The sequence below is a fragment of the Mesorhizobium montanum genome (assembly GCF_033977145.1).
GTDB lineage: Bacteria > Pseudomonadota > Alphaproteobacteria > Rhizobiales > Rhizobiaceae > Mesorhizobium > Mesorhizobium montanum.
The window spans coordinates 56,393-77,918 of sequence record NZ_JAVIJF010000022.1 but is presented as its reverse complement, the minus strand read 5'-3'; the positions used below and the strand labels follow the sequence as shown (position 1 = coordinate 77,918).

23 protein-coding genes and 1 pseudogene are annotated in these 21,526 nt (G+C 60.9%); 15 read left to right on the top strand and 9 right to left on the bottom strand.

All coding sequences use genetic code 11. From position 1 onward, the window contains the following. Positions 1–81: 81 nt before the first annotated feature. The 11 genes from RFM68_RS26525 (at position 82) to RFM68_RS26475 (ending at position 9,600) form a co-directional block, all read left to right on the top strand. Entirely contained in the window at positions 82–1,104 is a 1,023-nt protein-coding gene (locus RFM68_RS26525) for a hypothetical protein (RefSeq protein WP_320235969.1), read from the top strand. 20 nt (positions 1,105–1,124) lie between these two features. Beyond that, entirely contained in the window at positions 1,125–1,337 is a 213-nt protein-coding gene (locus tag RFM68_RS26520; RefSeq protein WP_320235968.1) for a hypothetical protein, read from the top strand. An 18-nt stretch (positions 1,338–1,355) separates the two neighbouring features. Beyond that, positions 1,356–1,571: a hypothetical protein gene (locus RFM68_RS26515; RefSeq protein WP_320217091.1), complete on the top strand. Its 216-nt coding sequence runs from the start codon at positions 1,356–1,358 to the stop codon at positions 1,569–1,571. Positions 1,572–1,584: 13 nt separating this feature from the next. Continuing rightward, on the top strand, positions 1,585–2,454 hold the full coding sequence (locus tag RFM68_RS26510; protein WP_320235967.1) for a NifU family protein: 870 nt from the start codon (positions 1,585–1,587) through the stop codon (positions 2,452–2,454). Positions 2,455–2,543: 89 nt separating this feature from the next. After that, positions 2,544–3,641, top strand: a complete 1,098-nt coding sequence (locus RFM68_RS26505) for an NHL repeat-containing protein (protein ID WP_320235966.1) — start codon at positions 2,544–2,546, stop codon at positions 3,639–3,641. Then, on the top strand, positions 3,638–6,094 hold the full coding sequence (hypF, locus tag RFM68_RS26500) for a carbamoyltransferase HypF (protein WP_320235965.1): 2,457 nt from the start codon (positions 3,638–3,640) through the stop codon (positions 6,092–6,094). The genes RFM68_RS26505 and hypF overlap by 4 nt, the downstream gene beginning before the upstream one ends. Further along, the gene (locus RFM68_RS26495; RefSeq protein WP_320217095.1) at positions 6,064–6,345 is read left to right on the top strand and encodes a HypC/HybG/HupF family hydrogenase formation chaperone; all 282 of its coding nucleotides are present in this window, start codon (positions 6,064–6,066) and stop codon (positions 6,343–6,345) included. The genes hypF and RFM68_RS26495 overlap by 31 nt, the downstream gene beginning before the upstream one ends. Positions 6,346–6,356: 11 nt before the next feature. Beyond that, positions 6,357–7,049 carry a D-sedoheptulose-7-phosphate isomerase gene (locus RFM68_RS26490; RefSeq protein ID WP_320235964.1) on the top strand — a complete coding sequence of 231 codons (693 nt, stop codon included), beginning with the start codon at positions 6,357–6,359 and terminating at the stop codon, positions 7,047–7,049. Further along, a complete protein-coding gene (hypD, locus tag RFM68_RS26485) occupies positions 7,046–8,194 on the top strand; it encodes a hydrogenase formation protein HypD (RefSeq protein WP_320235963.1) in 1,149 nt (382 codons plus the stop codon). Before RFM68_RS26490 ends, hypD begins: the two co-directional genes overlap by 4 nt. Next, positions 8,191–9,255 carry a hydrogenase expression/formation protein HypE gene (gene hypE, locus RFM68_RS26480; RefSeq protein ID WP_320235962.1) on the top strand — a complete coding sequence of 355 codons (1,065 nt, stop codon included), beginning with the start codon at positions 8,191–8,193 and terminating at the stop codon, positions 9,253–9,255. Before hypD ends, hypE begins: the two co-directional genes overlap by 4 nt. Positions 9,256–9,261: 6 nt before the next feature. Next, complete coding sequence (locus RFM68_RS26475) at positions 9,262–9,600, top strand: hydrogenase maturation nickel metallochaperone HypA/HybF (RefSeq protein ID WP_320235961.1); 339 nt, start codon at positions 9,262–9,264, stop codon at positions 9,598–9,600. A 50-nt stretch (positions 9,601–9,650) separates the two neighbouring features. Here the strand turns inward: RFM68_RS26475 and RFM68_RS33685 are convergent, their stop codons facing one another. After that, positions 9,651–9,962, bottom strand: a complete 312-nt coding sequence (locus RFM68_RS33685; RefSeq protein WP_430694937.1) for a hypothetical protein — start codon at positions 9,960–9,962, stop codon at positions 9,651–9,653. On the opposite strand from RFM68_RS33685, the gene hypB reads away from it, so the two are divergent. Then, entirely contained in the window at positions 9,963–10,637 is a 675-nt protein-coding gene (gene hypB, locus RFM68_RS26470; RefSeq protein ID WP_430694936.1) for a hydrogenase nickel incorporation protein HypB, read from the top strand. 57 nt (positions 10,638–10,694) lie between these two features. Continuing rightward, on the top strand, positions 10,695–11,747 hold the full coding sequence (locus tag RFM68_RS26465) for a HoxN/HupN/NixA family nickel/cobalt transporter (RefSeq protein ID WP_320235959.1): 1,053 nt from the start codon (positions 10,695–10,697) through the stop codon (positions 11,745–11,747). A gap of 271 nt (positions 11,748–12,018) precedes the next feature. Here the strand turns inward: RFM68_RS26465 and ltrA are convergent, their stop codons facing one another. The 6 genes from ltrA to queC form a co-directional block, all read right to left on the bottom strand. After that, complete coding sequence (gene ltrA, locus RFM68_RS26460) at positions 12,019–13,497, bottom strand: group II intron reverse transcriptase/maturase (protein WP_320235958.1); 1,479 nt, start codon at positions 13,495–13,497, stop codon at positions 12,019–12,021. Between the two features lie 1,010 nt (positions 13,498–14,507). Further along, complete coding sequence (locus tag RFM68_RS33680; RefSeq protein ID WP_430694941.1) at positions 14,508–14,891, bottom strand: transposase; 384 nt, start codon at positions 14,889–14,891, stop codon at positions 14,508–14,510. Between the two features lie 441 nt (positions 14,892–15,332). Continuing rightward, positions 15,333–15,854 (bottom strand): transposase family protein, encoded by a 522-nt coding sequence (locus RFM68_RS33675; protein ID WP_430694935.1) that lies wholly within the window; start codon positions 15,852–15,854, stop codon positions 15,333–15,335. Positions 15,855–15,953: 99 nt separating this feature from the next. Further along, the gene (gene queE, locus RFM68_RS26450) at positions 15,954–16,688 is read right to left on the bottom strand and encodes a 7-carboxy-7-deazaguanine synthase QueE (RefSeq protein WP_320235957.1); all 735 of its coding nucleotides are present in this window, start codon (positions 16,686–16,688) and stop codon (positions 15,954–15,956) included. Next, positions 16,685–17,041, bottom strand: coding sequence for a 6-carboxytetrahydropterin synthase QueD (gene queD, locus RFM68_RS26445; RefSeq protein ID WP_041003134.1), 357 nt, complete (start codon positions 17,039–17,041; stop codon positions 16,685–16,687). The genes queE and queD overlap by 4 nt, the downstream gene beginning before the upstream one ends. Continuing rightward, positions 17,041–17,739 (bottom strand): 7-cyano-7-deazaguanine synthase QueC, encoded by a 699-nt coding sequence (gene queC / locus RFM68_RS26440; RefSeq protein WP_320235956.1) that lies wholly within the window; start codon positions 17,737–17,739, stop codon positions 17,041–17,043. Before queC ends, queD begins: the two co-directional genes overlap by 1 nt. 485 nt (positions 17,740–18,224) lie before the next feature. Here queC and RFM68_RS26435 point away from each other — a divergent pair, with 485 nt between their 5' ends. Then, a complete protein-coding gene (locus tag RFM68_RS26435) occupies positions 18,225–18,614 on the top strand; it encodes a hypothetical protein (RefSeq protein ID WP_320235955.1) in 390 nt (129 codons plus the stop codon). 100 nt (positions 18,615–18,714) lie between these two features. Next, positions 18,715–19,436 (top strand): annotated as a pseudogene (locus RFM68_RS26430) (transposase); the annotation flags it as partial. A 9-nt stretch (positions 19,437–19,445) separates the two neighbouring features. Here RFM68_RS26430 and RFM68_RS26425 read toward each other — a convergent pair. Next, the gene (locus tag RFM68_RS26425; RefSeq protein WP_320235954.1) at positions 19,446–20,333 is read right to left on the bottom strand and encodes an IS1 family transposase; all 888 of its coding nucleotides are present in this window, start codon (positions 20,331–20,333) and stop codon (positions 19,446–19,448) included. Between the two features lie 46 nt (positions 20,334–20,379). Further along, positions 20,380–21,525, bottom strand: a complete 1,146-nt coding sequence (locus tag RFM68_RS26420) for a helix-turn-helix domain-containing protein (RefSeq protein WP_320235953.1) — start codon at positions 21,523–21,525, stop codon at positions 20,380–20,382. Between the last annotated feature and the right edge of the window lies 1 nt (position 21,526).

Sequence of the window (21,526 nt, the reverse complement as noted above, 5' to 3'; positions counted from 1 at the left end):
TAGACAACACTCAAAAAGCTAGTAGCATCGGCAGCATCGGCCGCAACAGAAGCTGCAACCAAGCAGCATGGGAGGATAAAGGTGAGGCAATCTCGTGTGGACGAGGAAGTGCGCGCCGCATTGGCGGCTGCCGACGACCCTTCCGCCTCGCCCCAGGATCGCGCCGAGATGCTCATGGAGATCGCCATGGGGCTCCAGCAGCTTCCAGAATCGCCCGACCAGATCGAAGCCGCGATTGATCTCTACGAACGAGCCGGCGCTATTTGTCCGAGCGACGAATATCTGCTGAGCACCCGAATTGCCGCTCGCCGGGCGACCGCGCTTCTGGCTCTGCCGAACGGCGGTGCCGATGCTCTCGAGAGAGCCCGAACCGAGCTGGAAAAAGCGACCCGCCACTTTGCCGATCTTGACCGACCGGAAGAGCTCGCCGAAGCGGAGTTGAATCTTGGCCTGACCATCCACAATCTCGCCGGCCTGAACAGGGCGCGCATCACCGATGCCATCTCGGCCTACCAGCGGGCGGTGCGCACCTTCGACCGTGTAAGGTTCCCGAAGGAATTCGCCATTCTGCAAAACAATCTGGCGACCGCCTTCCTGTCCATGCCCTTCACTGACAGTCGCGCGAAAATGCGTGAGGCGCTCGCCGTGCAGGCGTTCGAGGAAGGGCTGAAGATCGTCAATCTGATCGACCATCCCACCGAATACGCGATGCTTCAGAATAACCTCGGCAACGCACTGCAATATGCCTCGTCCAGCCATGTCGTGGAAAACAATCTGCGCGCGCTCGAAGCCTATGACGAGGCTCTCAAGGTGCGCACCCGCGCGGCCATGCCGCTGGAATACGCCAACACCATCGCCAACAAGGCGAACTGTCTGTGGAACCTTCCCGACGATCCGGCTGATCCGGGCAACGGCAATCGCGCAAACCTGACGGCCGCGCGCGAATATTACCGCGAATGCCGCGAGATATTCATGGGCTCCGGCGAGGCCGACAAGGCGCGCATCGTGGCGGAGGTCTGCGAACAGATCGACCGGGAGCTGCTTTCGGCGCCGGCCGCGAAATCCGACGGATTGTCCGGGTCCGTCCAACCCCATCTCAATTGAGCCACAACAAGGAGCGCGAGGTGACATTAGTGGAACTGACTGCAGGCGTAGCAGCGCTGGCGCTGCTGATAGGCATTGTGACATCCGGCATAGGCGGCGCCATCGGCGGCATGGCAACCGGCGGCAAGGCGATCGGCTACCAGCTGGCCGCGATGATGGGAAGCTTCTATGGGCCAGTCGGCGGCGTTGCTGGCATTGTCGTCGGCCTGATCCTGTTGGCTCTGATCGGCTGAGGTGCAAGCATGTGGGAAATGGCGAAAAGCTCGATCATCCTGTTCCTCAAGGGCAAGCTCTTTGCGGAGCCCGCCAAGGTCTACAGACAAGCCGCGATAGGTGCCCTGACGACGGCCGCTCTGCTCGTGATCCTGGCCAAGCTCGGGGTCCCGGTCATAGCCGCCGCGGCGGCGGCCGGCCTCGTAGGCGGCGCGGTGCAGCCGTATCTCTTCAAGGACCTTCGGTACCGGTAGGAAATATGGGCAGATGAACGCCGTCGATCTCGTTCCGACCCAACGCGATACGCTCGCCGGATACACCGGGGACATCGAGCGGCTGGAGGCGCTGTTTGCTTCCTGGGACGAGACGCAGCGCGCTGCCGCGGAAGCCTACCGGCGCGCCATAGAAGACCTTCAGGGCGAGGCATTCCGGCGACTGATCCGTGCTCTGAAAGCTGATCCGGCAGCGCTCCAGGCGATGAAGACGGCGGCCGCTGACGAGATCGTTTATGCCGTGCTGCGACGCCACAACATCCTCAAGCCGAGCTTGAGCGAACGTGTCGAGGCAGCGCTCGACGGTGTGCGCCCGACGCTTGCTTCCCACGGAGGCGACGTCGAGCTCGTATCGGTGCGTCCGCCATCCATTGAGGTGCGCTTCACCGGGGCCTGTGACGGGTGTCCTGCCTCGGCCTTGACGTTCCATGCCGGCGTCAAAAAGGCGGTGGAGGCCGCCTGCCCAGAAATCACCGACATCCTCCGGGTCAAGGGATCAGGCGCCGGCGCCAACGACAGCGTGCGTTTTGTCAGTCCCTTCGCGCTCGGTGCGGTGGATGGCTGGCATCTCGTGTGTCGGCTCGACGAGATCCCGCAAGGCGGCAAGCTCCGTCAGGTGGTCGGCGGCGAAAACGTGATTTTGTCTCGGCAGGGAGCGGTCGTTTCCTGCTTCCAGAATGCCTGCGCCCATCTCGGCCTGGAGATTGATGGCGGCGCGGTCGAGGACGGCATCGTGACCTGCCCGTGGCATGGCTTGCGCTATGATCTTGCCACCGGCGAATGCCTCACTGCTCCCGAGGTGCAGCTCCAGCCGCATATGGTCAAGGTGATCGGCAACCGCGTCGAGGTGAGGCTCGCCAGATGACGCGCGTCTCGCTCGCATCCGCTTTCCGGCCGGCTTGCCCGGTCCCCTTACCGGCCGCGCCGCTGCTCGATCCCGCCGGCGCAAGCATCGTGCTCGGCCACCATGTCGCTGCGAACGGCCTGCCGGTGCCGGTCGCGCCGGGTCCCTCGACATTGTTCGGGCCGCGCGGCGTCTGCTTTGCGCCGGGCGGCGCTTTCCTTGTGGCCGACACCGGTCATCATCGGCTGCTCGGTTGGCGCCAGCTCCCGCAAGCCGACAACACGCCGGCAGACTTTGTCATCGGCCAGCCGGACTTCTTCGCGGAAGGCCGCAACGCTGGAGACAAACCCGGACCCGCGACTTTGAACATGCCGACCGGCATTGCCAGTGACGGTCACGTCCTGGCCGTGGCGGACGCGTGGAACCATCGCATCCTGATCTGGACGTCGCTGCCCGAGCACTCCAACCAGCCGGCGGACCTGGTGCTCGGGCAGAAAGACTTCGGCTGCGGACTCGCCAATCGCGGCAGCGCCCTGGCGGGCCCCGATACGCTCAACTGGTGCTATGGCGTGACGATTGCGGACGGACGCCTTTTCGTGGCCGATACCGGCAACCGGCGCGTTCTGGTCTGGAACGCCTTGCCCGAGGCAAACGGCCAGCCGGCGGATCTGGTGTTCGGTCAGCCGGACATGTTCGCACGCGACGACAACGCCGGATCCGGCGCAAGTGCTTCCGGAATGCGCTGGCCGCATACGGTCGCGGTAAGCGGCGGCAGGATTTTTGTGACCGATGCTGGAAACAGCCGCATCATGGCCTGGAACGGCATGCCCAATGCAGACGGAGCGCCGGCGAGCTTCATTCTCGGCCAGAAGAACTTTGAGGCTATCGATCATAATCGCGCCGCGTACGACCCGAGCGAGCGGGCTTTGCAGATGCCCTATGGCATCGCCGTTCGCGAAGGCACATTGATTTGCGCCGATACCGCAAATTCGCGCATTGTGGGTTTCCCGCTCGCTGGCCTCGATATGGACGCTCCGGCAACCATGCTGGCAGGGCAGAACGGATTCGGCCTCAAGGGCGACAATCGCTGGAAGGCGGCCACCCGCGATAGTCTCTGCTGGCCCTTCGCGATCGCGGTGCATGAGGACCTGGTTGCGGTGGCCGACACCGGGAACAACCGGGTGCTCCTATGGGAGGCGGCGCCATGACGGCCCTCCGCGCCCGGCAGGCCGCGGACCGGCACGAAAGCGTGCAGATCCGCGTACGCGGCCGCGTGCAGGGGGTCGGCTTTCGTCCGACGGTGTGGCGTTTCGCGCAAGAGGCTCTGCTCGACGGTGAAGGCCTGAACGACGGCGAAGGGGTTTTGATCCGGGTGCGCGGGCCGCGCGACGATATTGCTCGTCTTGTCGAGCGGTTGCGCGGCGAGCCGCCACCGCTGGCGGCAATCGAGGCGATCGAGGTGGCGCCTTTCGTCGGCTGGCTAGGCGAAGGCTTCAGGATCATCGCAAGCACGACCGGCGAAGCTCGCACGGAGATCTCGCCGGACGCGGGCATTTGCGCGGCTTGCGCGGCCGAGGTGCTCGACCCCTTCGCGCGGCGCTACCGATATCCCTTTACCAACTGCACCCATTGCGGCCCTCGCCTGACGATTGTCAAAGGCGTGCCCTACGACCGTGCCTCGACCACGATGGCGCCTTTTCCATTTTGCGCCGATTGCGCCGCTGAATATGCCGACCCGGCTGACCGGCGCTTTCACGCCGAACCGATCGCATGTCACGCCTGTGGACCGAAGGCGAGGCTGATCCGCTTCGACGGACGCGCGGTGAGTTACGAGCAGCACTCCATGCTCGATGACGTCGATGCCGCGATGAGCCTTATGCAGAAAGGCGAGATCGTCGCCATCAAGGCGCTCGGTGGGTACCAGCTGGCCTGCGACGCTACGCGCGCCGATGCCGTGGACCGGCTAAGGCAATTGAAGCGGCGCGAGCGCAAGCCCTTCGCGCTGATGGCGCGCGACATGGACGTGATCCGCAAACACTGCGCCGTCTCGCCTGGGGAAGAACAGGCGCTGCGCTCCGCCGCCGCGCCGATCGTGCTGCTTGCTGCTTCGGCGCCGCTGCGTCTGCCCGAGAGTGTGGCGCCGGGCATGGCGACCTACGGCTTCATGCTGCCGTCGACGCCTCTGCACGTGCTGTTGTTCCGCCGCATGACGCGTCCAGTGGTGATGACCAGCGGCAATCTTTCCGAAGAACCGCAGGTGACCGATGATGCCGAAGCGGCGTCAAAACTGGGCGCAATCTTGTCTTTCGCGCTGATCCACGACCGCGAGATCGCCAACCGCGTTGACGATAGCGTTGTGCGTCTGGCCGCTGGTAAGGTGCGGATGCTTCGCCGCGCGCGTGGTTATGCGCCGGCCTCGATTCGCCTGCCGCGCGGTTTCGAGTCCGCACCGCAGATCCTTGCCTTCGGCCCGCAGATGAAGGCAACATTCTGCATAGTCAAGGACGGCCGCGCGGTGCTCTCGCAGCACCAGGGCGATCTGGAGGACGCGGCCACCTTCGACGACTACAGCAAGAACCTCTCACTCTTCCCCGATCTGTTCGATCATCGGCCAGATGCGCTGGCCTGCGACAGGCACCCTGAATATGTCTCGAGCAAGCTGGCCCGACAGCGCGCGCATTCACAAGCCCTTCCGCTTTTCGAGGTGCAGCATCACCATGCGCACATCGCCGCTTGCCTGGCCGAAAACGACCGGCCGTTGGATGCACCCGCTGTGCTCGGCATCGCGCTCGACGGCCTCGGTTTGGGAGCTGCCGGCGAAATCTGGGGCGGTGAGTTCATGCTTGCCGACTATCGCGATTTCGACAGGCTCGGCACGTTCAAACCCGTGGCGATGCCTGGCGGCGCGCAGGCCTCGCGCGAACCCTGGCGCAATCTTTACGCGCACCTCATGGCCGAGACGAGCTGGGCCCAGCTTGCGATGAATTTCAGCGAGCTTGAAGTCTTCCAATTGCTTGCCGGCAAGCCGCGCGCCACGCTCGATGCCATGATCAAGGGTGGCGTCAATTCCGCGCCGGCATCTTCATGCGGCCGGCTCTTCGACGCCGTCGCGGCCGCGCTCGGCATGTGTTTTGAGCGCCAGGCCTATGAAGGCGAGGCCGCGATGCGGCTGGAGGCGATCGTTTGTCCAAAAGCCATGGCCGTAGAGTGCGACGAACTCGCCTATCCTCTCACTATCCCCAATCTGAAGGACAGCGGCCTGCCCTATATCGAGCCGCTCGCGATGTGGAACGCGCTGCTTGGGGATCTGATCTTGCAGACACCCGCGGGCGTGATGGCGGCACGCTTTCACAAGGGATTGGCCAAAACGCTCGCGGCGATGACGCTGAAACTTTCGCGCCGCGATGACGAGGCGGGTGCGCGCTTTGACACCGTCGTCCTTTCGGGCGGGTGCTTCCAAAACCGCATCCTGCTCGAGGAGACCCTGCGCCGGCTAGAGGAGATGGATTTCAAAGTCCTCACCCACGCCGAGGTGCCCGCCGGCGATGGTGGCGTCGCGCTCGGCCAGGCGGCAATCGCTGCCGCGCATTCTATGGTCGCCGGGAAAATCCGGCCAGAAGGAGGAAGCCCATGTGCCTCGGTATTCCGGGACGGATCATAAGGATCGACGATGCCGGGCGTAAGCTTGCAATCGTCGACGTGAGCGGCGTCCGGCGCCAGATCAACATCGCCTGCATCGTCGACGCCGAGCACCCCGTGGAGAGCTGCGTCGGCGACTGGGTGCTTGTCCATGTCGGCTTTGCGATGAGCCGTATCGATGAGAACGAGGCGGCTGAGACGTTGAAGATCCTCACAGAACTTGGCGAGGCGCAGGCAGAAATTGAGGCAATGCGTCAATCCGCCCTTCACTAGGGAGATCAGCTATGTCGAATGAAGGCACATTAAGCGGGCTCTATCCGTTTCTTCATGGCAAGACACAGGATCCCGCCAAGCTGCAGACGGCCCTGCTGCATTCGGTGGCCGAAAAGGCACGCGATTCGCGCGAAACGAATGAGGCATTCTTCGGCGGTCAGGCAGAGATTCTTGTGGCCGCCGCGCGCACGCTGGCCGACGTCTACTCCAGCGGTGGCCAGCTCTTTTCGATGGGCAATGGCGGCTCAAGTTGTGATGCAAGCCATGTCGCGGTGGAGTTCGTTCATCCGGTCACGGCGGGCCGGCCGGCGCTGGCCGCGACCAATCTTGTCGCCGACCTTGCCATGATCTCGGCCGTCGGTAACGATCTCGGCTTCGACCATGTCTTCGTGCGCCAGCTCGTCGCGCATGCGCGCAAGGGCGATGCCCTGATCGGCATCTCGACCAGCGGCAATTCCCAAAACCTCATTGCCGCCTTCGTGAAGGCCAAGGAGATGGGCGTTGCCACGATCGGACTCGCGGGCGGCGACGGCGGCAAGATGAAGTCTTCCGGCGCCGTCGACCATTGTCTGATCGTGCCGTCGACCTCGATCCACCGCATCCAGGAGTGCCACGTCGCGGCGTACCACATCATGTGGGACCTCGTGCACACGCTGCTCGCCGACGATCGTGGCTCTGCGGCCAGGAAGGAAAAAGTCCAATGAAATTTGCCGACGAATTCCGCGATCGCGACAAGGCCGCAACGCTTGTGCGTGAGATCGAGAAGTTGTGCGACCAGATTGAGGTGACGAAGCAGAGACCGCTCAACATCATGGAAGTCTGCGGCGGGCATACGCACTCGATCTTTCGATACGGATTGGAGGGCATGCTGCCGCCGGGAATTGAACTCGTCCACGGGCCGGGCTGCCCGGTTTGCGTGCTGCCGATGGGACGGGTCGATGACTGCGTTGCCATCGCCGAACAGCCAGGTGTCATCTTCACGACCTTCGGGGATGCCATGCGCGTGCCTGGTTCGCGCAAGAGCCTGATGCAGGCCAAGGCCGACGGCGCCGACGTGCGCATGGTGTACTCGCCGATGGACGCGCTGGCGCTGGCGCGCAAGAACCCCGACCGCGAGGTGGTGTTCTTCGGCCTCGGCTTCGAGACCACCATGCCCTCCACTGCGCTTACCGTGCTGCAGGCGGAAGCCGATGGCATCGAGAACTTCTCGGTTTTCTGCAACCACATAACCATCGTGCCGACGATCAAAGCGATCTTGGACAGCCCCGATCTCCATCTCGATGGCTTCCTCGGGCCCGGCCATGTTTCGATGGTGATTGGCACGGCTCCTTACGAGTTCATCGCCAATTTCTACCGGCGTCCCATGGTTGTCGCCGGCTTCGAACCGCTCGACGTGCTGCAGTCGATCTGGATGATCCTGAAGCAGATCAAGGAGGGTCGCGCCGAGATCGAGAACCAGTACACGCGCATCGTGCCCGAAGCAGGAAACGATCCTGCGCTGGCGGCCGTGGCAAAGGTTTATGAGCTGCGGGAGTTCTTCGAATGGCGCGGGCTGGGCTCCATCGACCATTCCGGGGTCAGGGTGCGCGATGAATATGCGCGCTTTGACGCCGAGCGCAAGTTCGCCATTCCCAACATCAAGATCGCCGACCCGAAATCATGCCAGTGCGGCGAGGTTCTGAAAGGTGTGCTCAAACCCTGGCAGTGCAAGGTATTCGGCACGCTCTGCACGCCCGAAACGCCCCTTGGTGCGCTGATGGTTTCGCCGGAGGGTGCCTGCGCGGCCTATTACCAATATGGCGGTGTGAAGCGGCAGGAACGGCCCGAAACGGTGCCGGCTGCGCCATGAATGTCATGTCTCCCCCTCCCCGCAAGCTCGGCCGTATCCACGTGCCCGCAGTGACGCTTGCTCATGGCGGTGGCGGCAAGGCGATGAAGGACTTGATTGACGACGTCTTCGTCACCGCCTTTGCCTCTGCCGAACCGCAAGCGCTTGAAGACCAGGCGCGTATCGACCTTGCCGCGCTGGCTGCCCAGGGCGACAGGCTTGCCTTCACGACTGACTCGTTCGTCGTTGATCCGCTGTTCTTTCCCGGCGGCGACATCGGCAAGCTGGCGGTCTTCGGCACTGTCAACGACCTTGCCGTCGGCGGCGCCAAGCCGCTTTACCTGTCCTGCGCCGTCGTCATCGAGGAAGGCATGAAGATCGACGAGCTGCGTCGCATCGCCCAGTCGATGGCGGCCGCAGCGCGGCGGGCGGGCGTCGCGATCGTTACCGGGGACACGAAAGTCGTGCAGCGCGGCGCCTGCGACAAACTGTTCATCACCACGACGGGCGTGGGTGTGATTCCGGCAAGCATCGATCTTGCAATCGGCGCCATCAGGCCGGGCGACGGCATATTGGTCAACGGGCTTCTCGGCGACCACGGCGCAGCGATCCTGGCGGCGCGCGGCGATCTTGCCCTGGAAACGGAGATCGAGAGCGATTGCGCGCCGCTGCACGGGCTGATCGATACGATTTTGGAAGCGGCTCCCGGAACGCGCACCATCCGAGATGCGACACGCGGCGGGATCGCCACTGTGCTCAACGAAATGGCCGAGGCATCGGGCGTGGCGATCGAAATCGAGGAAGCCGCGACGCCGCTACGTGAAGAGGTCCGCGGCTTTTGCGAGATCCTTGGTCTCGACCCACTTTATCTCGCCAATGAAGGTAAGATCGTCATCGCGGTTCCACCAGCCGAGATCGACGCGGCGCTGGCCGCGATGCGCGAGCACGTGCTCGGCGCGTGCGCCATGCTCATCGGGCACGCTTATGCCGAGGAAGCCGGACGCGTGACGATGAAGACGACTTTCGGCGGCAAGCGCATCGTCGACATGTTGGTCGGCGAGCAATTGCCGCGGATTTGTTGAGGAACCATGCACGAGCTCGGCATCACCCGAAGCATCGTTTCGATTGTCGAGGAGGCGGCGAAGGGCCGCCGTGTCAGACGCGTTACGCTCGATGTCGGGCGTCTTGCCGGGGTTATGCCGGATGCACTGTCCTTCTGCTTCGATGTCGTCTCGAAGGGGACGGCGCTTGAAGGCGCCTTGCTCGAGATCAGAGAGATCACCGGCCGCTGCCGCTGTCGCGGCTGCGGCGCCGAATTCGAAACCTCGACGCTCTACCAGGCATGTGGCTGCGGCTCGCGATTGCTCGAGCGCCTGGCCGGCGAGGAACTGAAGATCAGGGAAATGGAACTGGAGGAGGCTGCCTGATGTGCGCGACCTGCGGATGCGGATCAAACTCCGACGCCAGGATGCTGAATTTACAGACGGGCCTTGTCCGGCCGTTGGGAAATCGCGAGCACCCTGAACACCATCACGATGATCATCAGCATGATCATGGCCATTTGCATTCCCACAGCCATGGCGAGGGGCATGCGCACGACCATGAGCACGGATATCATCACCACGACCACGATCATGGCCACCCCCACGGACATGATCATCCGCACAGCCATGACCATTCCCATCACCATGAGGGTGATTGCCAGCATCATCATGATCACGATCATGATGACCATCAGCACCATCATGCGGATGGGCGCCGGACGACGGTCGTCGAGCTTGAGGCCCACTTGCTTGCCAAGAACGACAAGCTCGCCATGCGCAACCGAGGCTGGTTCGAGGGGCGGGAAATCCTGGCATTGAACATCGTCAGCTCGCCTGGTGCCGGCAAGACGACGTTGCTGGAACGGACAATTCAGGACCTCAAGGACGAAATCCCGATCTTCGTTATCGAAGGCGATCAGGCCACCGCTAACGACGGCGAACGGATTCGGGCCGCGGGGGCAGCGGCGGTTCAGGTCAACACTGGAACCGGATGCCACCTTGAGGCTGACATGGTGGCACAGGCTCTGCAGGAGCTGAGGCCACCTGGCGGCGCGATGGTGCTGATAGAAAATGTCGGCAATCTTGTGTGCCCCGCGCTGTTCGACCTCGGCGAGCATGCAAAGGTCATCGTTCTCTCTGTAACCGAGGGACAGGACAAGCCGCTTAAATACCCGAACATGTTCCAGGCCGCCAACCTCATGATCATCAGCAAGACTGACCTGTTGCCCTATGTCGATTTTGATATGGATGTCGCATTGGCCAATGCACGTGCGGTCAACCCAGCAATCGAGGCGATAGCTTTGTCGGTGCGCAACGGCGGGGGCGTCGACCAGTGGTACGGTTGGCTGCGCAGCCAACGGCAATCTCTCGGCCAGTCCTCTGCGATTGCGCCGCAAAGGTCCGCCGCAGATAAAAGCTAGGCAAAAGCCAAAAACATGGCGCAGGTAATTGGTCGTCTCGCGAGTGGGGAATAGATCATGATCGCCAGCCTGTTCGACGACCGGCCCGACCATCTGCGCTCCAAGACGGTATTCACTGGCGTTTTTCTGATCGCGGCCAACATTGCCGCGTGGGCATGGGCCTGGTTTGCCTTTTCCCATCACCCTGCCCTGCTCGGCACGGCCTTGCTCGCTTATACGTTTGGGCTGAGGCATGCTTTCGACGCCGACCACATCGCTGCGATCGACAATGTCGTCCGCAAGCTCATGCAGGAGAAGAAGGCCCCCTTCTCGGCTGGTCTGTTCTTTTCGCTAGGCCATTCCACGATCGTCGTACTGGCATCCTTGGCGATCGCCGGCACGGCCGCAGCACCTCAGGGCCGGCTGGAAAGGTTTCACGATCTAGGCGGCATGATTGGAACCTGCATCTCGGCCCTGTTCCTGCTCGCCATTGGCATCGCGAACCTCTTCATCCTAAAAGGCATCTGGCAGGCCTTTTCGAAGGCTCAACGCGGTGAGCCCATGGTCGAGGAGGATCTGGAGGCGCTGCTGGCCGGACGCGGCTTCTTCGCCCGCATTTTCCGGCCAATGTTTCGTGTCGTCACACGCTCCTGGCATATGTACCCGGTCGGCTTTCTGTTCGGGCTCGGCTTCGACACCGCAACCGAAATCGGCCTGCTTGGCATTTCGGCGGCGCAGGCAGCAGCCGGTACGTCGTTCTGGACGATATTGGTCTTTCCGGCTCTGTTCACCGCCGGCATGTCGCTCTTGGACACGATCGACAGCGTGCTGATGACCCGTGCTTACGGTTGGGCATTTGTCAATCCGATACGCAAACTCTGGTACAACATGACGATTACGGCCGCATCCGTGGTGATCGCCATCTTCATCGGCGGTATCGAGACGCTTGGACTGATTGCCGACAGGCTGAGCTTACAAGGGGGGGTGTGGAATGTCGTTGGCAACGTCAATGGCGACCTGACCATCTTCGGCTACATTGTTGCCGGAATATTTGTCCTCAGCTGGTTGATCTCGACCCTTGTCTACAAGCTCAATGGCTACGACAGAGCGGAAGCGATGACTTCTCCGTGACTGGCGAAAAAACTACGCCCAATCGCTCTCCGACCAAAGCCGCGCAACCGAATCCGCGTCGGCGCGCCCCGCTTAGGCTCGCATGGCGCTTCGCTTCGATCTTCTCTGCGCAATCTCTTCGTCTCGCCACCGCTCAAAGCGCTCCGCTCGGTTTCAAATCGGAATAGCCGTCCGCATCACCGGAACACGCAAACAGTTATCGCGGTAGGGATGCCCATTACTGGGCACCCCCCGCACAGATCCGGACGAGCGGAATTCCCGCATCCGGCTCCTACCTTGGGTGTTTGACGGCGAAGCGTATACGCGGCCAAGGATGAAGGATCCGGGGTCGCGGAAGCCAGTCATTGGCGAGCCTTATCATTCTCTCCCAGATCAATCGATGTCTCTGGCTCCGCCGCCGAAGCGTCTGAGCCCAGAGCCTGATGATGCGGTCGCGAAAGGCGCCGAGCGACCGAAAATTGGTCGGTACAGCGTGATAGGCATAGTAGCCAGTAAGCACCTGCTTCAGCCATCGTCCCTGCTCTGGGATGGGCCAATGCATGCGCCGTCGCAACTCGTTCTTGACCTCAGTCAGCTTCGCCATTCTACGGTCCCTCCGGCTTTTCCGGAGGATCTGGAACCGGCCATGCCGGGTCTTGCCGCAGATATGCGTAAAACCGAGGAAGTTGAACGTCTCCGGTTTGCCAACCCCTTTCCTGCGGCGGGCCTGAGCCGCATAGCGGCCAAACTCGATCAGTCGGGTCTTTTCCGGATGGAGTTGCAACGCAAACTCCTGCAGCCGTTGCCGCATCATGTCCCAGAAACGCCGGGCATCGGCTTCGTGTTCGAAGCCAACCACGATATCGTCCGCGTAGCGCACGATAATCACGTCGCCGGTGGCCTCACGTCGTCGCCAACGATCGGCCCAAAGATCAAAGACGTAGTGCAGGTAGATATTGGAAAGTAGCGGCGAAATCACCGATCCTTGTCCCGTTCCCCTTTCACTTACAGTAACGATCCCGTCTTCTAGAACACCCGCCCTGAGCCATTTGCGGATTAGGTGGATGATGCGCCTGTCACCGACGCGGTGCTCCACGAAACGAACCAGCCAATCCTGGCTGACGCCGTCGAAAAAGCCCGCGACGTCGGCGTCCAGAATGTAGCTCACCTTCCGCGTTTCGATTCCTACAAACAGAGCGTCCAGCGCATCATGCTGGCCGCGCTCTGGTCGGAACCCATAGCTGAACCCGAGGAAGTCCTCCTCGTAGATTTGGTTCAGCACCGTCGCCGTCGCCCTCTGGACAATCTTGTCTTCAAGGGCGGCAATTGCGATCGGTCGCTGCCGTCCGTCTGGCTTCGGTATATACCTCCGCCGGGACGGAAGAGCACGATACACTCCCCGTTGAACCCGACTATGCAGGTCCACGATCCTTTGATCGAGGTCTGCTTCGTAGGTTCGCCACCTTTGTCCATCTACGCCGGGGACCGCGTTACGCTTGAGTGCGTAGAACGCCGTCTTCAGCATCTCTGGATTGATGTGGTGGAAGAGTGCGGTGAACTTCTCCTTCTTCCTTTGCCTTGCAGCATTCCGTATGCGGTCCAGCGCATGGGACACACTTTCCCGGTCCTGTGCCCGGCGCGTGCTTTGCTGGTCCGCATTCCCCTTGGTTCCTGCCCTTGGCTCCCCTTGCTCCGCCACCGATACTCCGGCGTTGTTCGCGAGGTTCGTTGCTACTATGGCAGGATCTGACTCCTCGAGATCGTTCTTCACCGGATTCGGCTCCTCGCCTTCCCGATGCGGACCAGCAGTGGCATCCCACTCTGGCCAATCCCGAGGTCTCCCGGTTCCCGCGCAAGGAGCGTCCATGCATGCCAGGGTCTCAGACCACGCCGGGTTGAATCGACACTCGCGCTGTCGCGCCGATTCATATTGCCTTCCGCACACAAGACGAACGTCGGCACCCGAGAAGCGTCAATTTCGCGGTTCAATGGCTGGCCTACACGCTCCCCTGTCAACGCTTCACGCACAGCCTCACGGCTGCCCGCGCATGACTCGGGGTCAATGTGGATCGCTACTCCTTCATTGCAATGGACTTTCACCATCTACTCCTTGCCGGTTTCTACCGGCGCACCTTGTTCCGACCCCTTAAGCGAAGTCTCAGCGCAGGAATCGGGTGGTTTCAAGCTGAATGAGGGATAGACTTGGCCATTCTCCATTTGCCCGCGTAGGCATCTCAATGACAGGTCACAAGTGCACGCTTCCAATCCCAGCCGAACTCCCCAGCCCGCTCAGTTGCAGGAAAAAGCTATCGAGCGACGTCGACGTGAGAGCGAACGCCTGGCCATGCTGGAACAGTTCATTGAGGAAAGAAAGCGTGCTGCCGACCTAAGGAACTGGATCGATACCTATGCTGTCAATGCAGGGCAGGACAGTGAAACCGAACTGACGCGCATGTGTGAGTGGGCAAGAGCTAGATTGCGAGAATACGAGCCATTGCTTTCTCCGACGCGGCTCTCAACAATGCTGCGCGACCGTGAGCTGTTCCCCACAGTCGATTCTCTCCTTGAGAGAGCTGGCGAGGCTCCGCCCGAAGACAGCTTGAGCAGTCGTCCAGGGCCGAAAAATCACTCGCGAAGGCCGAATGTCCTCTAACATTGAATCCACTGGCTTCCTGAGCGGTAGCTCGCTTGACTGCCCGATCGAGCGGTATCCGAGAGGTCGACCCCTCTTCCCGTAGCCGCGTGCTCACGTTGTCGCTTGGCAGCTAATCGGGGTCTTCCTCAATTTGTGTGGTGATCGAGGACATGGATCGGCAGCATCCTTGCCCTGAGGACTTCGGCACCGGCTCGGCCGTACATGGCGCGCTTGAGGGTCTTGAGGCGGTTGATCTGCCCTTCAGTCTGGCCGTTGCTCCAAGGGAACTCGATTGCTTTTCTGAAGGCATCGACGTCGCGTCGTAGTGCCCGTGCGAAACGCCGCATGCCCAGGATGCCGGAGTCCTGTGCATCGTCAACCCAGCCTTCCAGCTTCGAAACGTCCCGGCTTCGAAAGATAGCCCGGAAGCGCATGGCAAGGCGGCGCATCGCCGCGAAATCCGGCGAAGCCTGCTTCAAGACATCCACCTTCCTTGCCTGATCCGGAGTGAGTATTCCTCGTGGCTTCATGCACAACGCCGCGGCCACGACCGGCGAGATAACGTGCCCCGTCGCTGGATCCAGGGTCCGAGCGGCGCTCAGTTTGAAAGGTGCTGGTGCCGATGCGGATGACCGCGCAACGCTGTTGCTGGCTTTGTCGGTGCGGCGCCAACTGGCAAGAAGCCGTTCGAGGTTCGAGAAGCTGCCGATATAGCCGCGCTGCTTGATCTCGTCGAACAGGTCTCGCCCGCGGAGGATGCCGTCTTTCCAACGCACGGCAAGATACACCTCAAAACAGCGAGGGGACGTCGGCTTCGGGGTTGCTCTGCGTCGATCCGGCGGCTCATCGTAAGTGAGCCACTTTGCGATGCTGCGCCGACCATAGCCGGTCCGACGGGCAATCTCCGAAAAGATCCGTGCCCTTCATGGTGCAATCTTCGAGTACGTCGACAACCTCGCGTCTTTCCAGGTCTACGATGATGGTCCCGTAGCGCCAGGATCGGCGCCAGCTCCAGTCGTCAATACCGACAATCCGGGAAGAGACCGGCCTGTTGCGTACCGCATGACGCTTGGGTGCCGCAGGATCGTGTCGTCGCTGACTGGCATGCCCAGACGGTTCATCAGACGTTCTGCAGCACGCCCGCCGGCGCTATGGCCGAGCAGACCGACAATCTCCGCGACCCTCCTTGTCCGGCGCGCGTAAGGGTAAGCGATCGTCGGCAGCCGGTCGGCGAACGTTTGTCGTCGACATTTCTGATGCGTACACCGCCAGCGACTCAGCCGAAGCTTCACCGCCACGGTTTTGCCCTGCACCGGGAGATCCTGAAGGCTGCGGTTGAACCAGCCATGCCGATTTCGGGTCCGCCGTCCGCAATCGGGGCAGATGCCGAACGCTGGTCCAGTAGCCGAAACAACCCAACTGTCATCATCAGTGAGCGCGACACCCAGAATTTTGACCCCTGGGCCGGGCGACCATTTCGTTTTCGTTCGCATGCCCGCCCATAGCGGCACCATCTCTAACGGCGAATGAACCACACAAATTGAGGAAGACCCCTATGGGATGCCGAAGGCTGTCGCCCCGGCGAGTGCTGGCTAGACGCCTCGTTTGTTACCCCAGAGCATAACGTGCAGCTGTGGTAACACGCGGGCTTCGAACCACCTGTCGCGGGTTACGCTATCAACCAGCCACTCCATGCGTTTCATTATTCCATCAACGTCGACAGGCGCGTTTTCATTTCCGGGGTGTGGCGGCGTGTGATTGCCGGGTTGCAGATAGACTGGAAGTCGCGGAAATCTCGCGGCGGCCTCTTTGGCAAACGCATAGTCATTTTCGTCGAAAACAACGAGCTTCAGCACGACTTGCGGCTTGTCCTGCGCCGCCTGGAAGCATGCCTCGATAGTAGCCCAATCGGCCCTCATTTCGCTTGACGGCGGCTTTGGGCTGAGGACCAGCACGTCAAGTTCGGCGAACCATTCCCTGACCACGGAACCTTGGGTTTCCAGCGCAAATCGGTAGCCCTCATCATGGCCTCGCTTGATGAGAGCACCGAAAGGCTGGATAGCCGGATTGCCGCCTGACAGCGAAACCATCAACGGGCGGCCGCCGGAAAGCGCGACCACGTTTTGCCACACCGCGTCGGAGGACATCATCTCCCATTCGTGCCGGAATTGCCTATCCACCGCATGCAGACTGTCGCACCAGGAACAGCGATAATCACACCCGCCGGTTCTGACGAAGACCGTCGGCAGACCGATGAGCACGCCCTCGCCCTGGATCGTCGGCCCGAAAATCTCACTCACGCGGATTGCGGGATGCGTATCGGTCATGGCCGGCATTCGGCCCATGTTTTCGGCGTTTCGCTAACCCGCACGGCCGTGGTTTCGGGCAAGCGTGCCTTGCACCATTCATAAAAGTGTCTGGCCAGACATTCCGCGGTAACCTTTTCATGTCCCAGCACGTCATTGAGATGTCGGTGGTCGAATTTATCGTCGATATAACGTTTGAGCGGTGCCAAATCGTGATAGTCGCGGACAAAGCCGTGCTCGTTCAGTTCCTTGCCCGATAGCTCCACTTCGACGATGTAGTTATGCCCGTGCAGGCGCGCGCACTGGTGGTCAGGCGGCAAGGACGTGAGTTGATGAGAGGCCGAAAAGTGGAATTCCTTGGTGATGCGGAACATTACACGCTCCCCCTGCGCAACGCGTCGAGCCAGAAGTCGGCGTCCTCGTAGTCGGTGGGATCTGGGTGGCCACAGAGATGAAACGCCTCGCGCCGCTCGACGCAGGTCCCGCACCGTCCACAGTGACGCTTGCCGCCCTTGTAGCAGGACCAGGTCTCCGCAAATGGCGTGCCGTGTCGGGCTCCATCCTCAACTATGTCCGCCTTCGTGAGATTCACATAAGGCGTATAGAGGCGAATATTCGCGTAGCCTTCGAGCGCGCGGTCTTGCATCATCTGGAAGGCGTCGATGAAGGCTGGCCGGCAGTCCGGATAGATGAAGTGATCGCCACCATGCACGGCCGTCGCCACCGCTTCGGACTTGCGCGCGGCAGCGAAGCCGAAGGCGATGGCCAACATGATGGCGTTCCGGTTGGGCACCACCGTGACCTTCATCATGTCTTCGGCGTAGTGCCCATCGGGTACCTCCAAATTGTCGGTCAGCGCGGAGCCGGAAAGGCCGCGGCCGATTTCGCGGATGTCGATGATGCGGTGCGGGACGTTCAGACGCTCCGCGCAAAGGCCGGCGAAGTCCAATTCCTTGCTGTGCCTTTGGCCGTAATCGAAGGATAGGAGGCCGGCGAGTTCGTGCTCCGCTGCCACCTTGTGAGCAAGGGAGATGGAGTCCAATCCGCCGGAGCAGACGACGAGAGTCTTCATCGTGGGGTTTCCTGTTTTGACCGGGTAGGCTGCGACCGGAGATTTCTCTGCTCTCCCAGTACCCCAGGGAGCCTCGTTTGTGAACTGAGGACGAGTTTGATGCGCTGACGTGCCGCTGTGCTGAAGCGGGCTGAGCCTGCAAGAAACACGAACCTGACGGCCCACTTCACTGCATTCCAAGATCCAGGCATAACAAAATAGGCTCTGAAAGAGGCGCGGACCCGCAGAAACAAGGTTCTCGACGCTTCGATCAAGCGCCAAGTGGCCGAGCTTCGAGGACTGAAGGAACCGATTTTATTAATGGGCCTCGAGCGGAAACCCAACGTTAGCCCGCGCCTTCAGGTTCAGGATTGGCTCGAATCGGAGCACGCCGTCAGTCAGTTGCCGAGCGTCAACCCAAACCAAACGATCGGGCGTGGGCCGTCTTCTGTGAACAAGCCGTGTGCGTCATTGCAATCACCCCTGTGTTGCGCGCAATTGCTCCCATGGCTGCGGATGAACTGGATTCGCTGGTATTCCAGATGGCGGTCGAAAGTGTCGGCGCGCTCTCCATAGGCTTCACTGAAAAGGCCGCGGCGATAGCCGCCAGGAGCCGCGGTATCCTGCTTTTCGACGTGCGGGTGGACGGCGACGCGGCGGTCCAGCGGATCGCGGCCATCCGATATCCAAGTGACCGGACCGGCGTGCTGGCTTTGGACATAAAAGGCGTTGTTATCCGCCATTGCATTGTCGGTGGAATTTTCTTGGGTTTGACCGCTCCACTGGAGAATTGGACCAGCATGCCCCTGTCGATGCAGGCCAAGATTAATGTCGACGACCATGCCGCTCTCTTCCTAGGCGCCTTGCGGGAGGCCGGACATATGCCGGTCAGCTAGCCTGATTCATGAGGGTTGGCGGAGGTGGTGCAAGCCGTTGAAACGACGTGGAATTTGGTTGCTTACGCCAATCCTAATCATTCCGGAGACCACACCCGCCATGCACGATCCTACGCCGCCGCTGAGCGGTTTATCATCTGTCGGAGGCAAGTCCGTCGTTGCCCGTTTCGACGGCGGCATCCTGTCGTCCAACAGTGGCGTTCTGGCTCTGGCCGAGGTGGAGAAGTGGCTGCGGGTGGCGGAGCGTCTGGCACGCTGCATCGATGATCCGCGCTGCCCGGGCCAAGTCGTCCATAGCCTGGCCGACATGATCGGCTTGCGCATGAAGATGATTGCCGCCGGTTATGTGGATGGCAATGATGCCAACCGGCTGCGCTCCGATCCGATCTTCAAGATGGCCCAGGATGCACCCCATTCGGGTCGGGATCTGGCGTCGCAATCGACAATGTGCCGGCTGGAGAACCTGCCCGGCGTGCGGGAACTGGTCGCGATGGGCCGGGCGATGGTTGATCTTTACTGTGCCTCCGTCCGGCAGATTCCGAAGCGGATCGTGCTCGACATCGACGACACCTTTAATGCCGTGCACGGCGGCCAGCAGCTCGTCTGTTCAATGCCCATCACGACGAGTACGGCTTCCAGCCGATCGTGGTGTTCGATGGCGATGGCCGCTTCGTCGCGGCCAAGCGGCCGAGTGGGGCACAAATCCGCCCCCACCTGCGCCGCCTGGTGCGGGCGATCCGGAGCAACTGGCCGAACACCCGGATCCTGATCCGGACCGACCGCCACTATTGCAGTCCACAGGTCATCGACTGGTGCCGCGCCGGTAGTGTCTCAGTTTGAATTTTCCGCCACGTGCTTTTTGTAAAGACCGCGCTTGCCCGGCTTCGGCGCAACGGCGTCCATCTTCTCGCAAAGGTCTTCCATCGACCAGAGAGTTTGCGACACGCCAGCCGCCATTGCGGGCGTCATTTTCGACGTCTTATTCATTTTGATGAAGTTGTACCAGACGGTATAGATCGCGACTAGGTGGACGTGGTTGTCGAACTTCTTTGAGAACGCATTGGTAAGACGCGTGAAGCGGCGGTTTGCCATGCGCATGGTGAGATTGGCGCGCTCGATGTGCGACGTGCTGACATGCTCCGGATTGCCTTCGACGCGCGTCTTGACGCCAGTGCAGACAGCCGGGCTATAGCGGCGCTCTGGCGACTTGTTGCTTTCCGGCTCGCCGTACTGCTTCACAAGCATGGCATAATCGCTGTCGGCTCCAAAGGCTTCCTCGACCGCATTGAGATAGGCGCGGTGACCATCGGTCGTAAGCTGGACGCGGTTCGCAATGCGGTCCTTCACGTCATCCATGAAGGCCAGCGCATATTCGCCGTCGCGACCTCCGACCAGCCACGACACGATAAGCTTGGTGTCGCTGTCCAGAGCGGTCCAGGTCCACACGTCGCCAGCGCCTTCGACCGGCTGCTTCATCGTCGAAACGTTCTTGGCCTTCGCGCCGACAAACGACCAGATTTCATCGCACTGGATACGCTTCGACGTGACGTTGCGGACTTCGCGGTCATGCAGATCGGCGCAGAACTTGCCGGCATCGACCAGCAGCTTGGAAACGGTGTTGATCGACACATCGGCAACGCGGGAGATCGACCGCATCGAGCTACCCTCGCAAAGCATCGAGAGGATTTGGACGCGGGTTTGCAGGGGCAGCTTGTTCATGCCCCTAGTATGTGAACTTTTATGCTTAGCGTCAAGCATTCAAAGTTCAATTCGAATTTCGAAGTCTCGGCGTGAACGGCACGACACGCGTATCCAGGTGACCCTTTGGCAGGCCACAAAGCCGCTCGATATCACCCAGGCTAAGCGCTAGCGCTTCCTCTAATTGGTCTTTGGTCTGCACTCCGTGATCTAAAAGCATTTTGATAGATGATTCCAGAATTGTCGGTTCGCGCGTCTGAAACAGCTCATCAAGCGGCTCGTGATTTCTGATGCGCTTCATATTTAACTGCCGCATAATATAGCCATGCTGATTTACGTTTATTAACTCCAAATCTTTACATCTATAGGCCATAGCGGCGATAGATACACCCCACTTCTGCTTCAAAAACTCAAAGTGACTAAGAGACGTACCCAAGACTTCCCGACTGAAAGTATCTTGCGGCAGAAGTAGCGCGCTGGCGAAGCGATTCGCCTGCCGCTCAATTTCATTAATATTGTCGGATGTAACCGCGACCGAAGAATGCAGCAACATATGCCCAAGTTCGTGTGCAAGATTATAGGCTGTGCGCGGACCGCTGGTTACATCGGACGAAAACAGCACGTATGGGCGGCCCGATTGCCAACACGACACCGCATCCATATCAGCGCAATCAACCGCTTCATGTATTAGAATGAACCCATGCAGTTCCATGATCGCAGATAGGTCTCGAATGGGTCCACGACCAAGCGACCAAGCGCTACGCAAAGCGTCAGCAGCCGCCTCGATTTGCTCAATCGATTGCGATGCCGGTTCAAAATCGAGCGATGGAAGATCAATCGTAGGCAGGTCGATGAAGCGCTCCAAGTACGCCACAACGTCGCTAGCCCATTCAAGACGTCGAGCGATGCGCTTGCGGTGGTGCAGCTCAACGCGTTTCAAACTCCGCCAAAATGGCAATATGCCATCTGCGGCGCGTTGCCTTGGCGTGGTGAAGAAGGCCGGAGGCTGCCGCGTTACGGCTATGATGCGACCGAAGGTCTCCCCACTGGGAGCCGACAGGCCGCTTTCCAGGCGGGAAACCGCCTGTTTAGTAATATCTAAGAGTTCGGAAAAGGCTTCGATCTGCAGGCCCCGCGCCTCACGAGCTTCGCGAATGCGCTCTGGGATTACCCTAGGCAGATTCCTCCTATCGGCCGAAAAGAGGTCATTCATA